Source organism: Niallia sp. Marseille-Q9988 (genome assembly GCF_976954375.1).
The window spans coordinates 42,933-60,166 of the sequence record NZ_CDRJSZ010000011.1 but is presented as its reverse complement, the minus strand read 5'-3'; the positions used below and the strand labels follow the sequence as shown (position 1 = coordinate 60,166).

15 protein-coding genes are annotated in these 17,234 nt (G+C 35.2%); 5 read left to right on the top strand and 10 right to left on the bottom strand.

Going from position 1 to position 17,234, the window contains the following annotated elements; translation table 11 throughout:
• Positions 1-68: 68 nt before the first annotated feature.
• Together ACWNMZ_RS18905 and ACWNMZ_RS18900 are read right to left on the bottom strand one after the other, a co-directional pair.
• On the bottom strand, positions 69-1,232 hold the full coding sequence (locus ACWNMZ_RS18905) for an iron-containing alcohol dehydrogenase (RefSeq protein WP_031536842.1): 1,164 nt from the start codon (positions 1,230-1,232) through the stop codon (positions 69-71).
• A gap of 93 nt (positions 1,233-1,325) precedes the next feature.
• Complete coding sequence (locus ACWNMZ_RS18900) at positions 1,326-1,940, bottom strand: hypothetical protein (protein ID WP_349205201.1); 615 nt, start codon at positions 1,938-1,940, stop codon at positions 1,326-1,328.
• Positions 1,941-2,165: 225 nt separating this feature from the next.
• On the opposite strand from ACWNMZ_RS18900, the gene pepT reads away from it, so the two are divergent.
• The 4 genes from pepT (at position 2,166) to ACWNMZ_RS18880 (ending at position 6,927) form a co-directional block, all read left to right on the top strand.
• The gene (pepT, locus tag ACWNMZ_RS18895; protein ID WP_048718783.1) at positions 2,166-3,401 is read left to right on the top strand and encodes a peptidase T; all 1,236 of its coding nucleotides are present in this window, start codon (positions 2,166-2,168) and stop codon (positions 3,399-3,401) included.
• Positions 3,402-3,598: 197 nt separating this feature from the next.
• Entirely contained in the window at positions 3,599-4,021 is a 423-nt protein-coding gene (locus tag ACWNMZ_RS18890) for a hypothetical protein (protein ID WP_031536838.1), read from the top strand.
• A 204-nt stretch (positions 4,022-4,225) separates the two neighbouring features.
• Positions 4,226-4,870 carry a ribulose-phosphate 3-epimerase gene (rpe, locus tag ACWNMZ_RS18885; protein ID WP_048718780.1) on the top strand — a complete coding sequence of 215 codons (645 nt, stop codon included), beginning with the start codon at positions 4,226-4,228 and terminating at the stop codon, positions 4,868-4,870.
• A 563-nt stretch (positions 4,871-5,433) separates the two neighbouring features.
• Positions 5,434-6,927, top strand: coding sequence for a peptide MFS transporter (locus ACWNMZ_RS18880; RefSeq protein ID WP_284561267.1), 1,494 nt, complete (start codon positions 5,434-5,436; stop codon positions 6,925-6,927).
• Positions 6,928-7,010: 83 nt separating this feature from the next.
• On the opposite strand, the gene ACWNMZ_RS18875 is transcribed toward ACWNMZ_RS18880, so the two are convergent.
• The 8 genes from ACWNMZ_RS18875 to ACWNMZ_RS18840 form a co-directional block, all read right to left on the bottom strand.
• Positions 7,011-7,553, bottom strand: a complete 543-nt coding sequence (locus tag ACWNMZ_RS18875) for an RNA polymerase sigma factor (protein WP_349205200.1) — start codon at positions 7,551-7,553, stop codon at positions 7,011-7,013.
• A 373-nt stretch (positions 7,554-7,926) separates the two neighbouring features.
• Complete coding sequence (locus tag ACWNMZ_RS18870; protein WP_349205199.1) at positions 7,927-8,703, bottom strand: LamB/YcsF family protein; 777 nt, start codon at positions 8,701-8,703, stop codon at positions 7,927-7,929.
• A 224-nt stretch (positions 8,704-8,927) separates the two neighbouring features.
• Positions 8,928-10,376, bottom strand: coding sequence for an N-acetylglucosamine-specific PTS transporter subunit IIBC (gene nagE, locus ACWNMZ_RS18865; protein ID WP_031536832.1), 1,449 nt, complete (start codon positions 10,374-10,376; stop codon positions 8,928-8,930).
• A gap of 123 nt (positions 10,377-10,499) precedes the next feature.
• Entirely contained in the window at positions 10,500-11,405 is a 906-nt protein-coding gene (gene murQ, locus ACWNMZ_RS18860; RefSeq protein WP_031536831.1) for an N-acetylmuramic acid 6-phosphate etherase, read from the bottom strand.
• On the bottom strand, positions 11,402-12,127 hold the full coding sequence (locus tag ACWNMZ_RS18855; RefSeq protein WP_031536830.1) for a GntR family transcriptional regulator: 726 nt from the start codon (positions 12,125-12,127) through the stop codon (positions 11,402-11,404). The genes murQ and ACWNMZ_RS18855 overlap by 4 nt, the downstream gene beginning before the upstream one ends.
• Positions 12,124-12,876: a glucosamine-6-phosphate deaminase gene (nagB, locus tag ACWNMZ_RS18850; RefSeq protein WP_031536829.1), complete on the bottom strand. Its 753-nt coding sequence runs from the start codon at positions 12,874-12,876 to the stop codon at positions 12,124-12,126. Before nagB ends, ACWNMZ_RS18855 begins: the two co-directional genes overlap by 4 nt.
• Complete coding sequence (gene nagA, locus ACWNMZ_RS18845; RefSeq protein WP_031536828.1) at positions 12,873-14,081, bottom strand: N-acetylglucosamine-6-phosphate deacetylase; 1,209 nt, start codon at positions 14,079-14,081, stop codon at positions 12,873-12,875. The genes nagB and nagA overlap by 4 nt, the downstream gene beginning before the upstream one ends.
• A gap of 336 nt (positions 14,082-14,417) precedes the next feature.
• Positions 14,418-15,398 carry a LacI family DNA-binding transcriptional regulator gene (locus ACWNMZ_RS18840; RefSeq protein ID WP_031536827.1) on the bottom strand — a complete coding sequence of 327 codons (981 nt, stop codon included), beginning with the start codon at positions 15,396-15,398 and terminating at the stop codon, positions 14,418-14,420.
• Positions 15,399-15,675: 277 nt separating this feature from the next.
• Between ACWNMZ_RS18840 and ACWNMZ_RS18835 the strand changes: the two genes are divergently transcribed.
• The gene (locus ACWNMZ_RS18835; protein ID WP_031536825.1) at positions 15,676-17,223 is read left to right on the top strand and encodes a glycosyltransferase family 2 protein; all 1,548 of its coding nucleotides are present in this window, start codon (positions 15,676-15,678) and stop codon (positions 17,221-17,223) included.
• Positions 17,224-17,234: the final 11 nt, after the last annotated feature.

Below are 17,234 nucleotides of genomic sequence, written 5' to 3'. Positions count from 1 at the left end.
TATGCTGTATAACGCTCTTTTTCAATTTCTTTTAATGATTTTCCTTACTTGGAAGCCAAATGTTATTATTATAAAATCTCTTTAAACATAGAAATGACTTCTTCCTTTGTAGGTTGGAATGGATTTCCTGGAGCGCATGCATCTACTAATGCAAAATTCGCTAATTTATCCAAATCAACCTCATCTACACCTAATTCTGATAATTTTGCTGGAATTCCTACTGTTTGGCAAAGCTTTATTATGGCAGCAATTACTTCCTCAGCACACTGGCTATCCGTTTTTCCTTCAATAGAAATACCAATCGCTTTAGCTATTGCAGGAAATTTATGAGGATCCCGTCTAGCATTTTCTCTTTCCACGATAGGTAAGAGCATAGCATTGCATACACCATGTGGTAAATCATATACGCCCCCTAATTGATGTGCCATTGCATGAACAAATCCTAAACCTGCATTATTAAATGCCACACCAGCTAAGAACATAACATATACCATCTGTTCACGGGCTTCTATATCATGTCCATCCTTAACTGCACGCGGTAAATAAGTGAATATCTTCTCTACTGCAGCTAAAGCGGTAGCATCGGTTACTGCATATGCTCCCGGAGTAACAATTGCTTCTATCGCATGTGTTAAAGCATCTATTCCTGTTGCAGCTGTTAATGCAGCAGGCTTATCCTCCATTAGCACAGGATCGTTCACAGATATTGTTACAAGGCAATTTTTATCCACCATCACCATTTTGACTTGTCGTTCCTCATCTGTAATGACATAGTTAATGGTGAATTCACTGGATGTTCCAGCAGTTGTGTTTATCGCTACAATTGGTACTGATTTTTTTGAAGTTTTTCCTACACCTTCGTAATCCCTAATATCTCCACCATTCGTTACATAAAGTCCAATTGCTTTTGCTGTGTCTTGAGGAGATCCTCCACCAACAGATACAATAAAATCACATTCATTTTCTTTGTATGCTTCTACTCCTTTATATACATTTGCTGTTGTCGGATTAGGTTTTACTTCTGCATAAACAACATACTCTATCTCTGTTTCGTCGAGTACTTTTTTTACTTTTGCCACAATCCCGCTTTCATTTAGGAAAGCATCGGTTACCAATAGTGCTCTTTTTACGCCTAATTCTTCTATTTGTGGTCCTACTTCCTGTAGACAGCCTCTTCCCATTAAATTCGTACTTGGAACATAGTTTTTACACTTGACTATATTTAAAGACATAGATAACCATCATGAGAAAGTAGCTTTATTTAAGGGGCTAACTTAGAGATTGTTCTTCTTTACATATTTTTCCATTTAGTTTTATCCCGCCTTCTATCGACCTTGTTTCCCCAGCATATCAAGTGTTTCTTCTACTCCTACAGCATAATCTTCAAATATACCATTTTTAATTTTTATCATGGTTGGGGTGCCAGTAATTTCAATTTCCTTCGCGGTTTCTGGCGCTTCATTGCCGTAGGCTGTATTATGTGTGGCAATAATTTGATTATCCTCATTTGCAACAACCCCCCAGGCAATATTTTTATCATTTTGGAAGTCCTCTATATTTATTCCATCATTCCAAACTTCTTTTCCGTCCACTATTTTACCTATTATTTTGTCATACTCTTTATGGTGGGCTTCCCAGTCATACCAGATAGATTCATTCTTTTCTTCCTGCATATCGACAATATAAATTGGAACGTCTCCACTGTTGCTAAACTCAATAACATCCTCTTCAATTTGCTTACAATATGAACAGGTTGCTTGCCAAAAATAAACGATATATTCCTCATCTTGCTGATTGAATGTAGAGGATGCATCTATTTTCGTTAAATCCTCAATGGCATTAATACGATTGCTGTTTAACAACCAGATAGCTGCAAAACAAACAATCAAGATTACCGCAATCACTATGAAAATAATCATTGGTCTATTTTTTTTCTTCATTTATAAATCTCCTTCACTACAATATGTAATACCTATATTCTATCTAAAAAGCCACCCCAATAAATCATCAAACCAGCCACAATTTCAACATAATTGTGAACAAGTCTTCTCCATTGATGGCTTTATTCTAATTGCAACGAAAATGTTAGCAGCAAATTCACTATATTCGTATTATTCATTCCTTCTATGATAAAATCAGAATATCTTGAAAAGGAGTTGAATACCGTGAAAGAAAATATAATAAATCGCTTTATATCATATGCTGTTGTTGATACACAATCGAATGAGAACAACGCAGAATGTCCTTCTACTCCAGGACAGTTAACACTAGCTAATTTATTAGTAGAAGAACTTAAAGAAATTGGATTAGATGAAGTAACTATTGATGAAAATGGCTATGTGATGGCTACTTTGCTAGCAAATACGAATAAAAAAGTTCCAACCATTGGTTTTCTTGCTCACTTAGATACTGCTACTGATTTCACAGGAAAAAATGTACGTCCACAAAGAGTAGAAAATTATGATGGGCAAGATATTATATTAAATGAAGCTTTACATATCGCTTTATCTCCAAACGATTTCCCTGAACTAAAGAATTATGTGGGGCATACTTTACTTACGACAGATGGAACTACCTTACTTGGTGCAGACAATAAGGCTGGTATTGCTGAAATTGTCACTGCCCTTATTTACCTAAAGGAAAATCCCGACATTAAACACGGAAAAATCAGAGTTGCTTTTACCCCGGATGAAGAAATTGGCAGAGGTCCTCATAAATTTAATGTAGAAGCCTTTGATGCTGATTTTGCTTACACAGTTGACGGTGGCCCCTTAGGCGAATTGCAGTACGAAAGCTTTAATGCTGCTGGAGCCAAGATTACGATAAGTGGAACAAATGTGCATCCAGGTACAGCAAAAGGGAAAATGGTCAATAGTATAAAAATTGCAATGGAATTACAAAGTCGCTTGCCAGCAAGTGAGGCACCTGAATTTACAGAAGGATACGAGGGCTTTTATCATCTACTGTCCTTTGAAGGAGATGTTGAAAAGACAAATCTCCATTATATTATCCGTGATTTTGATCGTAATTCTTTTGAAGAAAGAAAAAATGTTCTACAAGAAATTGTGGTCGAATTAAATCAAAAATATGGCGATAATACGATAAAGTTAGACTTAAAGGACCAGTACTACAATATGCGCGAAAAAATAGAACCAGTAAAAGAAATTGTTGATGTTGCCTACAAAGCAATGGACAATCTCGGTATTAGCCCTATTGTCCAACCAATTCGTGGTGGAACTGACGGCTCCCAGCTCTCTTATATGGGACTACCGACCCCGAATATATTTACAGGTGGAGAAAATTTTCATGGCAAATATGAATATGTATCTGTTGACAACATGATAAAAGCAACAAATGTCATTGTAGAAATTGCTCGCTTATTTGAAGAACGAGGAGAGTAATAGGGAGAAGGCTATATGCCTTCTCTTTATAGTTTGCTAGATAATTTTTTAATAGTCACCCATTTCTCACACGATATTTATTTCGGATTTCGAATTAAATTTTGTACTTTTAATAGTTTAGTATATAATGATTCAGTGCCAAAATCCCTATATTCCATGGATTTAGGGTTGAAAGAAAAGATTAGAGGAGTTTTGCAATGAATACAATCAGTAAAATGCAAGAAGAAGTTACACAAAATACAGAGTTACATCACTTTATTTTAGAATCCTTTGGACTTCAATCCAAGAAAAAGAGAGTGCGCAAAAAACTGTTTAAACAAGTAATCTCTCAAGAAAAAATCCTAAAAAAAGTTGTGAAAGAATTTAAACTAGCAGGTCAAGAGCAGTCAATTCCAACTGCCAAACAGGAAGAAAGCAATATATCCTTTAATAGCCTGCCAATAACTACTTTATTAAAAATCGGAAAAGAATTTTTTAAAGAGGAAGAAAGTGTTCGTTTTTACTATAATAAAAACAAAGAACCTTTCTATAAAAATAAAGAAATGTTAGTTACTTGTATTTCCACAAATTTTGCAGATGCACCTGCTGAAATTCAAAAAGAAATCATCAATAAATTATAATTTTTTACATTTCATGATTCATTTTTTAATAGCCACTTCCTCTCATCCTCCCAAATTATGAAGTGGCTACTATTTTTTATTCCCTCTTTCCCCATGCAATAGTGCTACCTCTTTTAATTTTCTTGTTCCATATCTCACACTCTGCTATAATTTTCATGTGTATATTATTGCACTTATATTAGACTAGAAAGAGGAGGAATACATATGATTAAAGTTGCACCCTCCATTCTCTCCGCTAATTTTGCGAAGTTAGGAGAAGAAGTAAAAGACGTTGAGCTAGGTGGAGCAGATTATATCCATGTAGATGTCATGGATGGACATTTTGTACCTAATATTACGATTGGCCCACTTATTGTAGAAGCAATCCGTCCAGTTACAACTTTACCTTTAGATGTTCATTTAATGATTGAAAATCCTGATTCTTATATACCACAATTTGCAAAAGCTGGTGCTGATATCATCACAGTACATGTTGAGGCATGTCGCCACCTGCACCGTACTATTCAATTGATAAAAGAAAATGGGGTTAAATCAGGCGTAGTATTAAATCCAAGTACTCCTGTAGATACAATCAAACATATCATCGAAGATATTGACATGGTTCTATTAATGACCGTTAATCCTGGTTTCGGTGGACAAGCATTCATCCATAATGTACTTCCAAAAATTAGAGAAGTTCGTCAATTGGCTGATCAACTAAATCCGGCACTTGATATTGAAGTGGACGGTGGTATTAATGCCGAAACGGCAGTATTAGTGAAAGAAGCAGGGGCAAATGTTCTTGTTGCTGGATCATTTATTTATAATAATCCAAATCGTGAAGAAGCAATTAAGGCTGTACGTGGATAAATAACATGAATTTATCATCGTGGGCGTTTTCCTTTCCCTCACTGATGATAAGTTGTTAATTGAATTTTTTAGTCAGTAAGACAGTTCATTAGTGGAGACTTCCGAATTAATTGATAACAAGAGGCTGGGACAAAAGTAAATAGCCACTATCACAGCTTTTATAAACCAATAAAAAAACCTGAACAAGCATATGGAACTATGATTGTTCAGGTTTTTCTATAGCAGGAATCTTCTTTCCTTTTTATCGTTCGCCTTTCTCCTCAAAGTGAATCTATCACTTAATCTTGCGAACACTACCTCACACTTGATAATTGCAATCATCAATTTTTAGATTATTCGACTATTTCTCCTTTCCATTCACTCACAAATCGTATCAAATACTAGTGTAACCCTTCCTCAATTATTATATTAGAAATACTTATTCCATTCTAAAAATAGAGATTTTTAAGACTTTAATAGTATATCCTCCTTATATTTACCTATATTAAAGCAGAAATAAAAATTTTTTTGACAAATCTAGCACCTTTTCAGTATTATATTAAAATAATAGAGGAGGTTTCATGATGTCAGAACTAAATAAACAGAAAATTGTGGACAGTGTTCCCCAAAAGGGATTTTTTGGGCACCCTAAAGGATTATTCACTCTTTTCTTCACAGAATTTTGGGAGAGGTTTTCTTACTATGGAATGAGAGCCATCCTAGTTTATTATATGTATTACGAAGTTTCTAAAGGCGGATTAGGTATCTCTGAAGGAACAGCAATAGCTATTGTTTCCATTTACGGTTCCCTTGTTTATATGTCGGGTATAATCGGCGGATGGTTTGCTGATAGAATTTTTGGTACGTCTATGGCCGTTTTCTATGGTGGTATTTTCATCATGCTTGGTCATATTGTTTTAGCCGTTCCAGGAAGTATTACCATGTTCTTTATTTCGATGGTCTTAATTGTTATCGGAACAGGTTTATTAAAACCCAATGTATCAAGTATTGTTGGGGAAATGTATAGTCCAGAGGATGCTCGACGTGACGCCGGATTTAGTATTTTCTACATGGGAATAAATCTTGGTGGATTCCTAGCACCGATTATTGTCGGAGAGATTGGAATGAATTATAGCTTCCATCTTGGTTTCGGACTTGCTGCAGTAGGGATGTTATTAGGTTTAATTGTATTTATGATGACTAAAAAGAAAAACCTAGGTCTTGCTGGTACAGTAGTGCCAAATCCTTTGTCAAAAGAGGAAAAGAAAAAAGTTTATTCTTCCATCGGAATTGGTGTAGTTGTCCTTGCCATTATTCTTGCTATTACTATTTCTTTAGGAATATTAACATTTGATTCTTTCATCACAATTGTTGGAATTCTTGGTTTCTTAATTCCCGCTATCTATTTCACTGTTATGTATCGCAGTCCCAAGACAGATCGTGATGAGCGTTCCAGATTAATTGCATATATTCCGTTATTCTTAGCTGCAGTTATGTTTTGGGCTATCCAAGAACAAGGCTCCACTATTCTAGCTACCTATGCAGATAAACGAACACAATTAGAGTTTGCTGGATTAAGTCTTTCACCGACAATTTTCCAATCCATCAATCCGTTGTTCATCATCATTTTTGCTCCAATATTTGCATGGATTTGGATGAAGCTTGGTAATCGACAGCCTTCTGTTTCTAAGAAATTTTCGATTGCATTATTATTTGCAGGTTTATCCTTTATCATTATGATGTTACCTGCCTATATTGGTGGAGAAAATACACTAGTAAGTCCATTATGGTTAGTATTAAGCTATTTCCTTGTAGTAGTTGGGGAGCTATGTATATCTCCAGTAGGACTATCCGCAACTACAAAGCTTGCGCCTAAAGCCTTCTCTGCACAAACAATGAGCTTATGGTTTTTATCTAGTGCAGCTGCTCAAGCACTTAATGCACAAATCGCACCATTATTTACAAAAATATCGGAAGTTGCCTATTTCGGTATTTTAGGCGGAATAGCAATCCTCTTAAGTATTATCCTTTTCTTGTTATCACCAATGATTCAGAGCAAGATGAAGGGAATAAAATAACAAATAAAGACAAGTGGGGGTTTATCCTCCACTTTTTTACCTCTGCTTTCCATATACACTAAACGTGGAGAGTTAATGCTCAGTTAAATCTCTATTTCTACTTTATGTCCTCCTATCGAAATTCCATCAGCGTTTCTTGAACTTACTAGACTTCTTTTAAGTAATTTTAAGGCACGATGCTGTGTTGTCTTCACCTTGCTTTCAGACCATCCTAAATTTAATGCTGTTTCTACAATACTCATGTCTTTTAAATATCTACAATAGATTACCTTTTTTTGATCTACCGTACAGCATTTTAGTAAATGATTCAGCCAATCCAGTTGTTCTTTATATAGTGCCATTTCCTCAGGAAGTGCCTGTTCATCTTTTATATGAATGGGAATTTCACAATCAAAGGAATAAGAATTTTTTTGCTTTCGAAAATGATCGATAGCGATATTTTTTGCAATTGTATATAACCAAGTTCTTTCACTACTTTCTCCTTTAAAGGAGCATTTTGTTTTAAGAACTCTTATAAAAACTTCCTGAACTAAATCCTCCGCCTCCTCTTTTTTTACTCCTAAATATATTAAAAAATGAATTAACTCTTGATTATATTGTCTATAGAGCTCATCAATCGAACCCATTTCTCCCACTCCCAACAAAACCGGTGAATCCATGGAAAGATAGCAAATAAAAAAATCTTCATTTAAATTAATGAGAGCAATAAATAATTTAATGCATACAAATTTGTTTATCCATTTAACTTCCTCATTAAATTGTTACTATCTCGATAGTGTTTATCCATTAGATTTGTTACAAAATAGTTACCAAATCAACTTTTGTAACATTAATGAAATATATTATACATCTTATCGTAATAAAAGTCCCATTTTTTTCATTAAAATTCTGCTATTTTTCTATTTCTTTTTAGCTCTCTTCCATCAAACCGTTGCGTCTACTATTATTTTGTTAGGAAAACTCAAAAGATTCATAGTCTTTTATAGGAGAAGCAAAGCATTAATGCTTTGCTTCCGACTGTTTGAAATTTTGAATGCTTATATTAGACTGAAGGAGCGTCTTTCTGATTGTTTTTACGATAGATAAGCCCTCATTTGAATCTCCGTGAATACAAATTGTATCTGCTTGAATCGGTACCTCTTCTTCTTGAACCGAGACAATCTTTTTCTCCTTGACCATATGAAGTATTTGCTTTGCTGCATAATTTGGATCATGGATAAGTGCTTGTTCCTGTGTACGTGGAGTTAAGCTACCATCTGACTGATAGGTGCGATCTGCAAATACCTCATTAGCAACATTTAAGCCATATCGTTTACCTGCCCTGATTATTTCACTATTCGCTAATCCAAAAAGGATATATTCAGGATTCACCTTATAAACAGCTTTAGCAACAGCCTCTGCTAAGTGGATATCCTTTGCTGCCATATTGTATAATGCACCATGGGGTTTTACGTGCTGCATAGCTCCCCCTTCTGATTTCACAATTGCCTCTAATGCCCCTATTTGATAAACAACAAGATCATAAATTTCACTAGGTGATATATTTATTTCTCTTCTTCCAAAGCCTAGTACATCATTAAAGCCTGGATGTGCTCCAATCGCTACTTTATTCTCAAGCGCAAGTTTTACCGTTTTTCTCATGGTCGTTGGATCTCCAGCATGAAAGCCACAGGCAATATTAACACTTGTCACAAATGGTATAATCCCTTCATCATTCCCAATACGATAAGTACCATAGCTTTCTCCTAAATCACAATTAATATCAATAGACGACATAATGGCTCGCTCCTTCCACTTTTATATTCAACATTTAATGTATTTTCCTATCTATGGTGATTCTAGATAACCGACAGTTAAACCTGCTAATTTCTCAGTTTTCTTAAGTCTACAAAAAATGCGGTAGTCCTAAAAAAGAGGGACCACCGCATTTGAATTTCCATTAGAAGATTCTTCTTTAGACTATTATTTTCAACTAGGGCTGTTTCACCTTCTAATGTTTATTACTCTCTAATCTTTTCAATCTCATCTGCAACAAATTGAACTTGTGTTCCTACAATTACTTGAATGCTTGTTTTTCCCACTATATTGATCCCTGGTACACCGGTTGCTTTAATTTTCTGTTGATCAACAGCATCCATGTCCTTCACTTCAACCCGTAAACGTGTTACACAATTATCAACAGAAGTGACATTATTGTCGCCACCAAGACCTTTATAAATTTCAGAAGCCATCACAGCAAATTTATTATCTGTAGTCACTGCAACCTGATCTAATGATTCATTCACTAACTCATCATCTTCTCTTCCAGGTGTTTTAAAATTAAATTTAGTAATAAGAAAACGGAATAATGTATAGTAGATAACGGCAAATACTAGTCCTTGAACCATTAGCATATATGGATTATTTGCTAGCGGCAAACGTGAACTTAAGAAGAAATCAATAAATCCACCACTAAATCCGAAGCCTGCTGTCCAATGAAAACTTGCGGCAATAAAAAGAGAGAGACCTGTTAATGCTGCATGAACTACATAAAGGGCAGGTGCTGCAAACATAAATGCAAATTCAATTGGTTCTGTAACTCCTGTTATAAACGCTGCTACCCCTGCTGCAAGCATCAAGGAAGCCACTTGTTTTTTTCTTTTTGTTTTTGCAGTATGATACATAGCAAGCGCTGCTGCTGGAAGTCCAAACATCATCACTGGGAAGAAGCCCGCTTGATACATACCAGTTACACCTTTTACCCCATTATTAGACCAGAAATTATTAATATCGTTAATTCCTGCAATATCAAACCAGAATACAGCATTTAAGGCATGATGCAACCCTGTTGGAATAAGTAGTCGGTTAAAGAAACCATATATACCAGCACCAACTGCTCCAAGCTTACTAATTGCTTCACCAAAAGAAACAAGTCCTGAAAAAATTGCTGGCCAAACAAATAATAAAATGACGGAAATGATTAGCATCGAAACAGCACTAAGTATAGGAACAAGCCTTTTTCCGCTAAAGAAGGCAAATGCTGTTGGGAGCTGTGTCTTACTAAAACGATTATACAAAGCTGCAGCAACAGCACCTGCTAATATACCGATAAATGCATTTTCAATTTTAGAGAAAGCCAAGTTCACCTCTTCTACAGGAATCCCTTGTAACATTGCTACAGAAGCAGGAGATAGCAAAGTTTTCACAACCAAATAGGAAACTAAACCACTCATAGCGGATGCGCCATCTTTATCTTTTGATAACCCTAGCGCAACTCCTATTGCAAATAAGATTGCTATATTATCTAATATGGACGAACCAGCTTTAATAAAAAAGGATGCAATTGGGCTTTCGGCTCCCCATCCACTTGGATCAATTGCATAACCAATACCCATTAATAACGCTGCTGCTGGTAAAACAGCCACTGGCAGCATTAATGCACGCCCGAGCTTTTGTAAGTATGATTTCATTTAACTTCCCCCTAAAAATAATTAAATAAGTTAAAATAATGCCACCAACTACTGCTGTTTTATAAGATAAAATCTCTCTATTACTGTCTCTTTTTAGGCATCCCTCCTTTAAATAGTCATTCTCTAATTTTTTTGATAATACAATTGAATAGCATGCTTAATATGCCCGTCAGCTTCACCAAGATAATGAAGCGAATCCTCCTTTGTTCCACCTGTTAAAACACGAAAAATAGATACTTTCAAATTATGATCATTCTCTTTTAGTATTCTTGCAGCATCTGCCTCACTAAGATCTGTCGCATTCATCAATGTTTGTACAGCCCGATATACAAGCTTATTATTAATGAGCTTCATATCTACCATTTCATTGCGGTATACCTTCCCTACTCTCACCATTGATGCGGTTGATAGCATATTCAACACCATTTTTTGAGCTGTTCCCGCTTTTAAACGTGTCGATCCTCTAATAACTTCTGGACCTGTTATTGCTTCAATTCCATAATCACAAATAGAGGAGAGCATTGTACTTTCATTATTGCTTATCCCGATTGTCAATCCATTTCTTTCATTTCCATAATGAATGGCTGCAAGGACAAACGGGGTGGACCCACTAGCGGTCACACCAATTAATACATCTCTCGCTGAAAAATTATAATCTTCTAAGGTTGATTGTATAAGCTGTTCGTCATCTTCTGTCTCTTCTAAAGAGGTCCACATCGCCTCATAACCACCTGCTAAGATTCCTATCCAGCGATCCTCTTCAATCGAAAAAGTAGGAACAAGCTCAACAGCGTCTACTACTCCTAACCTTCCGCTAGTACCTGCACCAATCACAAAAATTCTCCCGCCAAGCTTCCATCGGTCTACAATTCCATCAACAGCTAAGGCAATCATTGGCAATGCTTCTTTTACCGCATTTGTAATTCCGCCATCTTCTTGGTTCATAAACTGAACAATTTCAAAAGAACTCCATTCATCTAATAACAGGCTTTTTTCATTACTGGTTTCTGTCGTTCTATGCTTCTTCATGATTGGGACCTCTTCATATCAATCACAAATTTATAACGATCGCCACGATAAATAGATTTAACATATTCAAAAGGCGTACCATTTTCCAAATAACTATATCGTTCCATCAATAATGCAGGTGCTCCTTCTTTAATCCCAAGAGGTATACTTTCATTTTTTTGAGACAAGGTTGACTCTATTGTCTGGGTGGCATGACTAATCTTTAATTGTAAAGTCTTTTCCACATACTCATAAATAGAACCATGCAAAGTTTCTTCCTGAAGCTCTTTAATCAAAGCTGTCGGAATATACGAGGTTTCAAGTGCCATAGGAATTTCATCTGCTATTCGCAAGCGACTAAACTCATAGACCATCTCTTCCTCTTCTATCCTTAATTTAGAAGCAACCCCTCTTGGACAAGGTATCGTCTTAAAATCTAAAATTTTTGTTTTCGGAGTTAGTCCTCTTGAACGCATATCTTCTGAAAAACTTGTCAGCCCAGAAAGCTCCTGTTCTACTTTAGGAGTAGCAACAAAAGTTCCTTTTCCTCTTTGACGAACAAGAACACCTTCTGCTACTAAATTATTTATTGCTTGACGTACCGTCATCCTGCTGATCCCGTACTTTTCCGAAAATTCCCGTTCTGAACTAATCGGATCCCCTGGTGTTAATTCTTTAATGATTTCTTTTATTTCCATCTCTAATTGATAATAAATGGGGATATGCGAATCTTTTATAATCAACTAAACACACTCCCTTTTTTTTCTTTTAAAATCGAAAGTGCTTCCTGATCAGCAATTACCGTAACATCCGGATGTTTTTTCAAAATAGATGCAGGTAGATTCTCGTTCACATCTGTTTGGAATAACTGATTTAAAATTGGAGCTTTTTTCACTCCGGAAACAAGTAACACGATTTGTCGACTTTTCATGATGGTGGATATCCCCATAGAGATGGCATGTGTTGGCACGTCTTCCATTTTAGTAAAATAGCGTGCATTTGCTTCTCTTGTAGAGTCAGCTAGTTTTACAATACCTGTAGTAGAAGAAAAAGAAGTCCCCGGCTCATTAAAACCGATATGCCCATTTTCTCCAATTCCTAAAATTTGCATATCTATTCCACCTACTGTTTCAATAAGCTTTTCATAATTTCTACCTGCCTCTTCATCGTGAACACTTTTGGCAGATGGCAAGTATGTTTGATTTTCTGGAATATTAATATGGTTAAATAATTGCTCTTTCATAAAATAGCTATAGCTTTGTGGATTGTCCTTTTCCAACCCAATATATTCATCTAAATTGAGTGTAATTACTTGCTCATAGGAAGTTTTATTTTGGGTGAAATCCTTCATTAAATATTGATACATACCTACCGGAGTACCACCAGTTGCAAGTCCTAAAACACTATTTGTCTTCGTTTGGACTTGCTCAATAATTATTTCCGCAGCTAATTTGCTCATTTCATCATAATTTTGTACTTCAATTAGTTTCATGCTGTTACTCCTCCATTTGAATAAACGATTTGTCCATTGCAAATTGTTAATGCAACTTGATTATTTTCATCTAATACGACTAAATCTGCATCCTTGCCTTTTGCAATACTTCCTTTTCTATCTAAAATTCCTATTTGCTTAGCTGGATTATAAGAAGCCATCTTTACTACATCCTGCAATGTACATCCTGTGAAATTCATCATATTATTGATAGCATCATTCATTTTTAGGGTACTTCCAGCAAGGGCACCATTTTCCAATAAAGCCTTCCCATCCTTCACAATTACCTTTTGTCCGCCTAATGAGGAAATACCATCGTCAAGCCATTTGGCACGCATACTATCTGTAATTAGAATGATATGATCAACACCCTTTTGGAAAAAAGCAAGCTTAACGATTTCTGGATGAATATGTACACCATCAACAATCATTTCTGCCACTAACTCTGAATGAAGCAAAGCTGCACCTGCAACTCCAGGATCACGATGATGGAGGCCTCTCATGCCATTAAAAAGATGTGTAACATGATTAACTCCCGCTTGAATGCTTGATAGTACTTGATCGTAAACAGCATCTGAATGCCCCATTGATGGGACAATATTTTCACCCTTTAAATAGCGAACAAGTTCGAAGTTTTCATCTTCCTCAGGTGCCATTGTAACAAGCTTGATGTGATTTTGGGCTAGTCTTTGCCATTTTTTAAAAAGGGCTACATCAGGCTTTTTAACAGACTGGATTGGCTGCGCCCCTACTCTTTTTTCTGAGATAAACGGACCTTCCAAATGAATTCCGATTATTTCTGCTTTTCCAGTTTGATTAGCAGATCCGAGATACTGAGCAATAGTAGACAGCGCCTTTTCGATACTTTCTGCATCTTGCGTCATTGTCGTTGCTAAAAAGCTTGTTGTCCCTTCCTTTGGTAAAGTATCGGCCATTCTTTCTAAGGCATTCCATGACCCATCCATCGCATCTGCATCATTTGCTCCATGGATATGGATATCAATGAATCCTGGAATTAAATTCATCCCCATAGGGAAATCTATTATTCGCATATTACTCCAGTCTTCTTCATGAAAGGATTCCATTAAACCTATCGTATCGATTTTTCCACCCTTTATTACCATATACCCTTTTGGAAAAATGCCTGATTCTGTGTAAATGCATAAGTTTTTTAAAACTAATTCCTGTTGTTCATCTGTTATCATGATTTCATTAATCCCTTCTAAAATTGATTCATCAACTATATATCTAGATGTCTAGACCAGTTATTCCGTTCCTTTATCATTATCACATATACTACTAAAAGTATGCCTAGAAATCGCTAAACTTGTCAGGAAATTTAACAAACTTTTTTTATTTTTAATAAACACACTGATCAGTAATCGCTTTCATAATGAATTATAATTTATTTCTTTTTCCCGAGTCAACCTTCATTTGTTCTTAAAAGGATAACCGCCGAAGCATAATGTTGCAAACTTCAGCTGTTATCACCTATTTTATCCTTATTATATTCATACAGCTTACCTGAACGATAGGCATTCCTAAACCTGCCTTACACTTTCCCTATAAATGATTTCAAAACCAGATACTGTTTTCAATGGGGTATCCTCTCCTCTTATTAGACTAAGCATCTTCCTAGCGGCAAGGTTTCCAGCATCTTCATAAAAAAACTTAGCAGTGGTTAAGCCAGGATGAATCATTTCTGTCATTTCGTATCCTCCAAAACCAGTAATGGATAGATCATTCGGAATAGAAATCCCCATCGAATAAACCGCTTTCATTGCACCGATTGCAAGATTATCTGTAGCACAAATAATGATACTAGGACAGAATGTATTCATTATGTCATAAACAACGGAAGACGCTTCTACATTATTTCTATTTATTTCAAAAAATCTTACATCTATATCTGCTATATCCTCCAAACTTTTTTTAAAACCTTTTTTTCGATCAATTCCTACCGCAACATTTTTTTCATTGACTCCAAGAAATGCAATTCTTTTATGTCCCTGAGATAGAATATATTTCCCCACTTCATAGGCTGCTTCATAATCATTATGAATTAAACTATGAATCTCCTTATGCTGTTGACCGACTATTAGCACAGGAATATCTACTTCCTTTATTATCGATAAGTGACGGTCCGTTATTTCCGTCGCTAATAAAATAATCCCTGCAACCTTTTGCCTTACTAATGAGTGAATATTTTCAATTTCTCGTTCTAAATCTAGATTGGAATGAGAAATAAGCATTTGATAATTCATGGTCTTTAATTCTTCATCTATTCCAATTAAGGTGCGCGAAGAAGCATATGAATCTAATCTAGGAACAATAGTCCCAATAATATTTGGTTTCTTTGCCTTTAAGCTTTGAGCAAATGCATTAGGCGAATAGCCCGTTTCTTTAATAATATGCTGTATTTTCCGTTTTGTTGCTTCACTTACAGAACCATCATTTAAATAACGAGATACCGTACTTTTCGCTACACCTGCAAGTCTTGCAATATCCCCAATTGTTGTCACCAATAAACCTCCTTATCTCTTACAAACCTTATTAATTAATCCCCTTACTTTTCCAATTAATACTATAGAGAGCCCTTTCATTTTATTACACTTATGTACTTGATTACATCTAGCTAGTTTCACTTTGGTCCCTTTTCTTTTCTACCTTTATTATACAGGATAATAATACAAACGTATTAACTACTTTTTCTATTTAGACGTATACTCTCCTGCTTGTTGATTCATAATGATTGCTAGTAGGAGTTTCTTTTAGGTTAATATGAAGGTAGGGAAACCAATGAAAAAGATATCATCTCTTCACAAAAATAAATATAACTTTGATTTATATCAAAGTGAAAACTATTTAAATCAGCCCCTTATCTCTGTCATTACACCCGTATATAATAATGAAAAAACAATCAAGCATACAATTGAATCTGTTTTAAATCAATCTATTATGCCGCAGATTGAATATATAATTGTTGACGATGGCTCTAAAGATCAGACTCGTTCTATCTTAAAAACGTTCGTTAAAGAACATCCCAATATTAAACTCGCCTTTCTTGCAAAAAACAGCGGTACCCCTGCTTATCCTAGAAATTTGGGAATCGAACTTTCAACTGCCCCCTATCTAACTTTTTTAGATGCGGATGATTGGTTTGAAAAAACTGGCTTAGAAAAGCTTTATAGTGTATTAAATGAAACAGATGATGACTATGTAGTGGGAAAAACAATTAGAGTTACTTCCAATAAAAGTGCCATTGTAGCAGAACATGAATCTTGGAAAGAAAGGAGAAGTATTCCCCCAACGAGTATCCCACATATTTTTCATCATTTAGGACCGAGAGCAAGATTAATGAAAGCCAGTATTGTTAAAGATAATCAAATTAAATTCCCTGAGATGAAATATGCGGAGGACAAGCAATTTTTCATGGAATTACTAACGAATTGCAAGAAAATCTCGACCACGAAAGCGATTATTTATTATTTAAATCGTTTAGATGAAAATAATGAGTCTTTGACTAAGCAAACAAATGTTTTAAATAAAATGCATTGTAATAGAAAAGTCATTCACTATTTTAAAAAGAAGGAGATGGATGCAGAATTAAAGAAAATGATTTTTAATCGACTTTATGAATTTGATTGCTTTAATGGTTTTATGAATCGATATCATACGCTAGGAAACGAGAACACTCAAACATTTAAGGGAAAAATAGATGAATTTTTAAAAAGAAAAGCATATATAGCAACCATGAAAAAAATATTACGTACGACTTCTTCCTTTGATTATGAAATCAGCGATCATTTTCATCATCCTTATAATGTTGTTTGTTATCAATTATTTCAGCAAAAGCGCTATAAAGATATTGAAACATTATTTAAATGGATGAACCAAGAAAAAAACAAAAAACATATTGTAAAAAAAGGTACAGCTTATTGGGCAACCCCTTTAAGTCAGCCCTATAACTATATTAAAGTTCCCATGTATGCAGAATTAGTAAATTGTGAATATACGAATGGTTTCTTCCGGTTCGATATTGGTATAGCCGGCGATTACCCGGAAGACATGGAACAGATACTTTTCCGTGACCGAAATAATATGCATAGACAGTATTTCTTTCAGATTGAACCATATGAAGGAGCTTTAAAAAGAATTATGATACCTGAAGCATTCTTTGCTTCTTTTAGGAAATCAGTCTATACCATTTATTTATCGTATCGAGATTATCATAAAGTACAGTTGCATATTCCCAATCCAAAACTTAGGCTAAAAAAACGCCAAACAGATAAGCATCATTTTTACAAAACGATTCATAATCATTTGGCGTTAAAGGTTCTTGGATAGACAAAATTAGT

What these genes read in the sequence shown, in the direction of transcription:
- ACWNMZ_RS18905 (WP_031536842.1), bottom strand. Translation starts at nt 1,232, where the DNA reads ATGTCTTTAAATATAGTCAAGTGTAAAAACTATGTTCCAAGTACGAAT.
- ACWNMZ_RS18900 (WP_349205201.1), bottom strand. Translation starts at nt 1,940, where the DNA reads ATGAAGAAAAAAAATAGACCAATGATTATTTTCATAGTGATTGCGGTA.
- ACWNMZ_RS18890 (WP_031536838.1), top strand. Translation starts at nt 3,599, where the DNA reads ATGAATACAATCAGTAAAATGCAAGAAGAAGTTACACAAAATACAGAG.
- rpe (WP_048718780.1), top strand. Translation starts at nt 4,226, where the DNA reads ATGATTAAAGTTGCACCCTCCATTCTCTCCGCTAATTTTGCGAAGTTA.
- ACWNMZ_RS18880 (WP_284561267.1), top strand. Translation starts at nt 5,434, where the DNA reads ATGTCAGAACTAAATAAACAGAAAATTGTGGACAGTGTTCCCCAAAAG.
- ACWNMZ_RS18875 (WP_349205200.1), bottom strand. Translation starts at nt 7,553, where the DNA reads ATGGGTTCGATTGATGAGCTCTATAGACAATATAATCAAGAGTTAATT.
- ACWNMZ_RS18870 (WP_349205199.1), bottom strand. Translation starts at nt 8,703, where the DNA reads ATGTCGTCTATTGATATTAATTGTGATTTAGGAGAAAGCTATGGTACT.
- nagE (WP_031536832.1), bottom strand. Translation starts at nt 10,376, where the DNA reads ATGAAATCATACTTACAAAAGCTCGGGCGTGCATTAATGCTGCCAGTG.
- murQ (WP_031536831.1), bottom strand. Translation starts at nt 11,405, where the DNA reads ATGAAGAAGCATAGAACGACAGAAACCAGTAATGAAAAAAGCCTGTTA.
- nagB (WP_031536829.1), bottom strand. Translation starts at nt 12,876, where the DNA reads ATGAAACTAATTGAAGTACAAAATTATGATGAAATGAGCAAATTAGCT.
- nagA (WP_031536828.1), bottom strand. Translation starts at nt 14,081, where the DNA reads ATGATAACAGATGAACAACAGGAATTAGTTTTAAAAAACTTATGCATT.
- ACWNMZ_RS18835 (WP_031536825.1), top strand. Translation starts at nt 15,676, where the DNA reads ATGAAAAAGATATCATCTCTTCACAAAAATAAATATAACTTTGATTTA.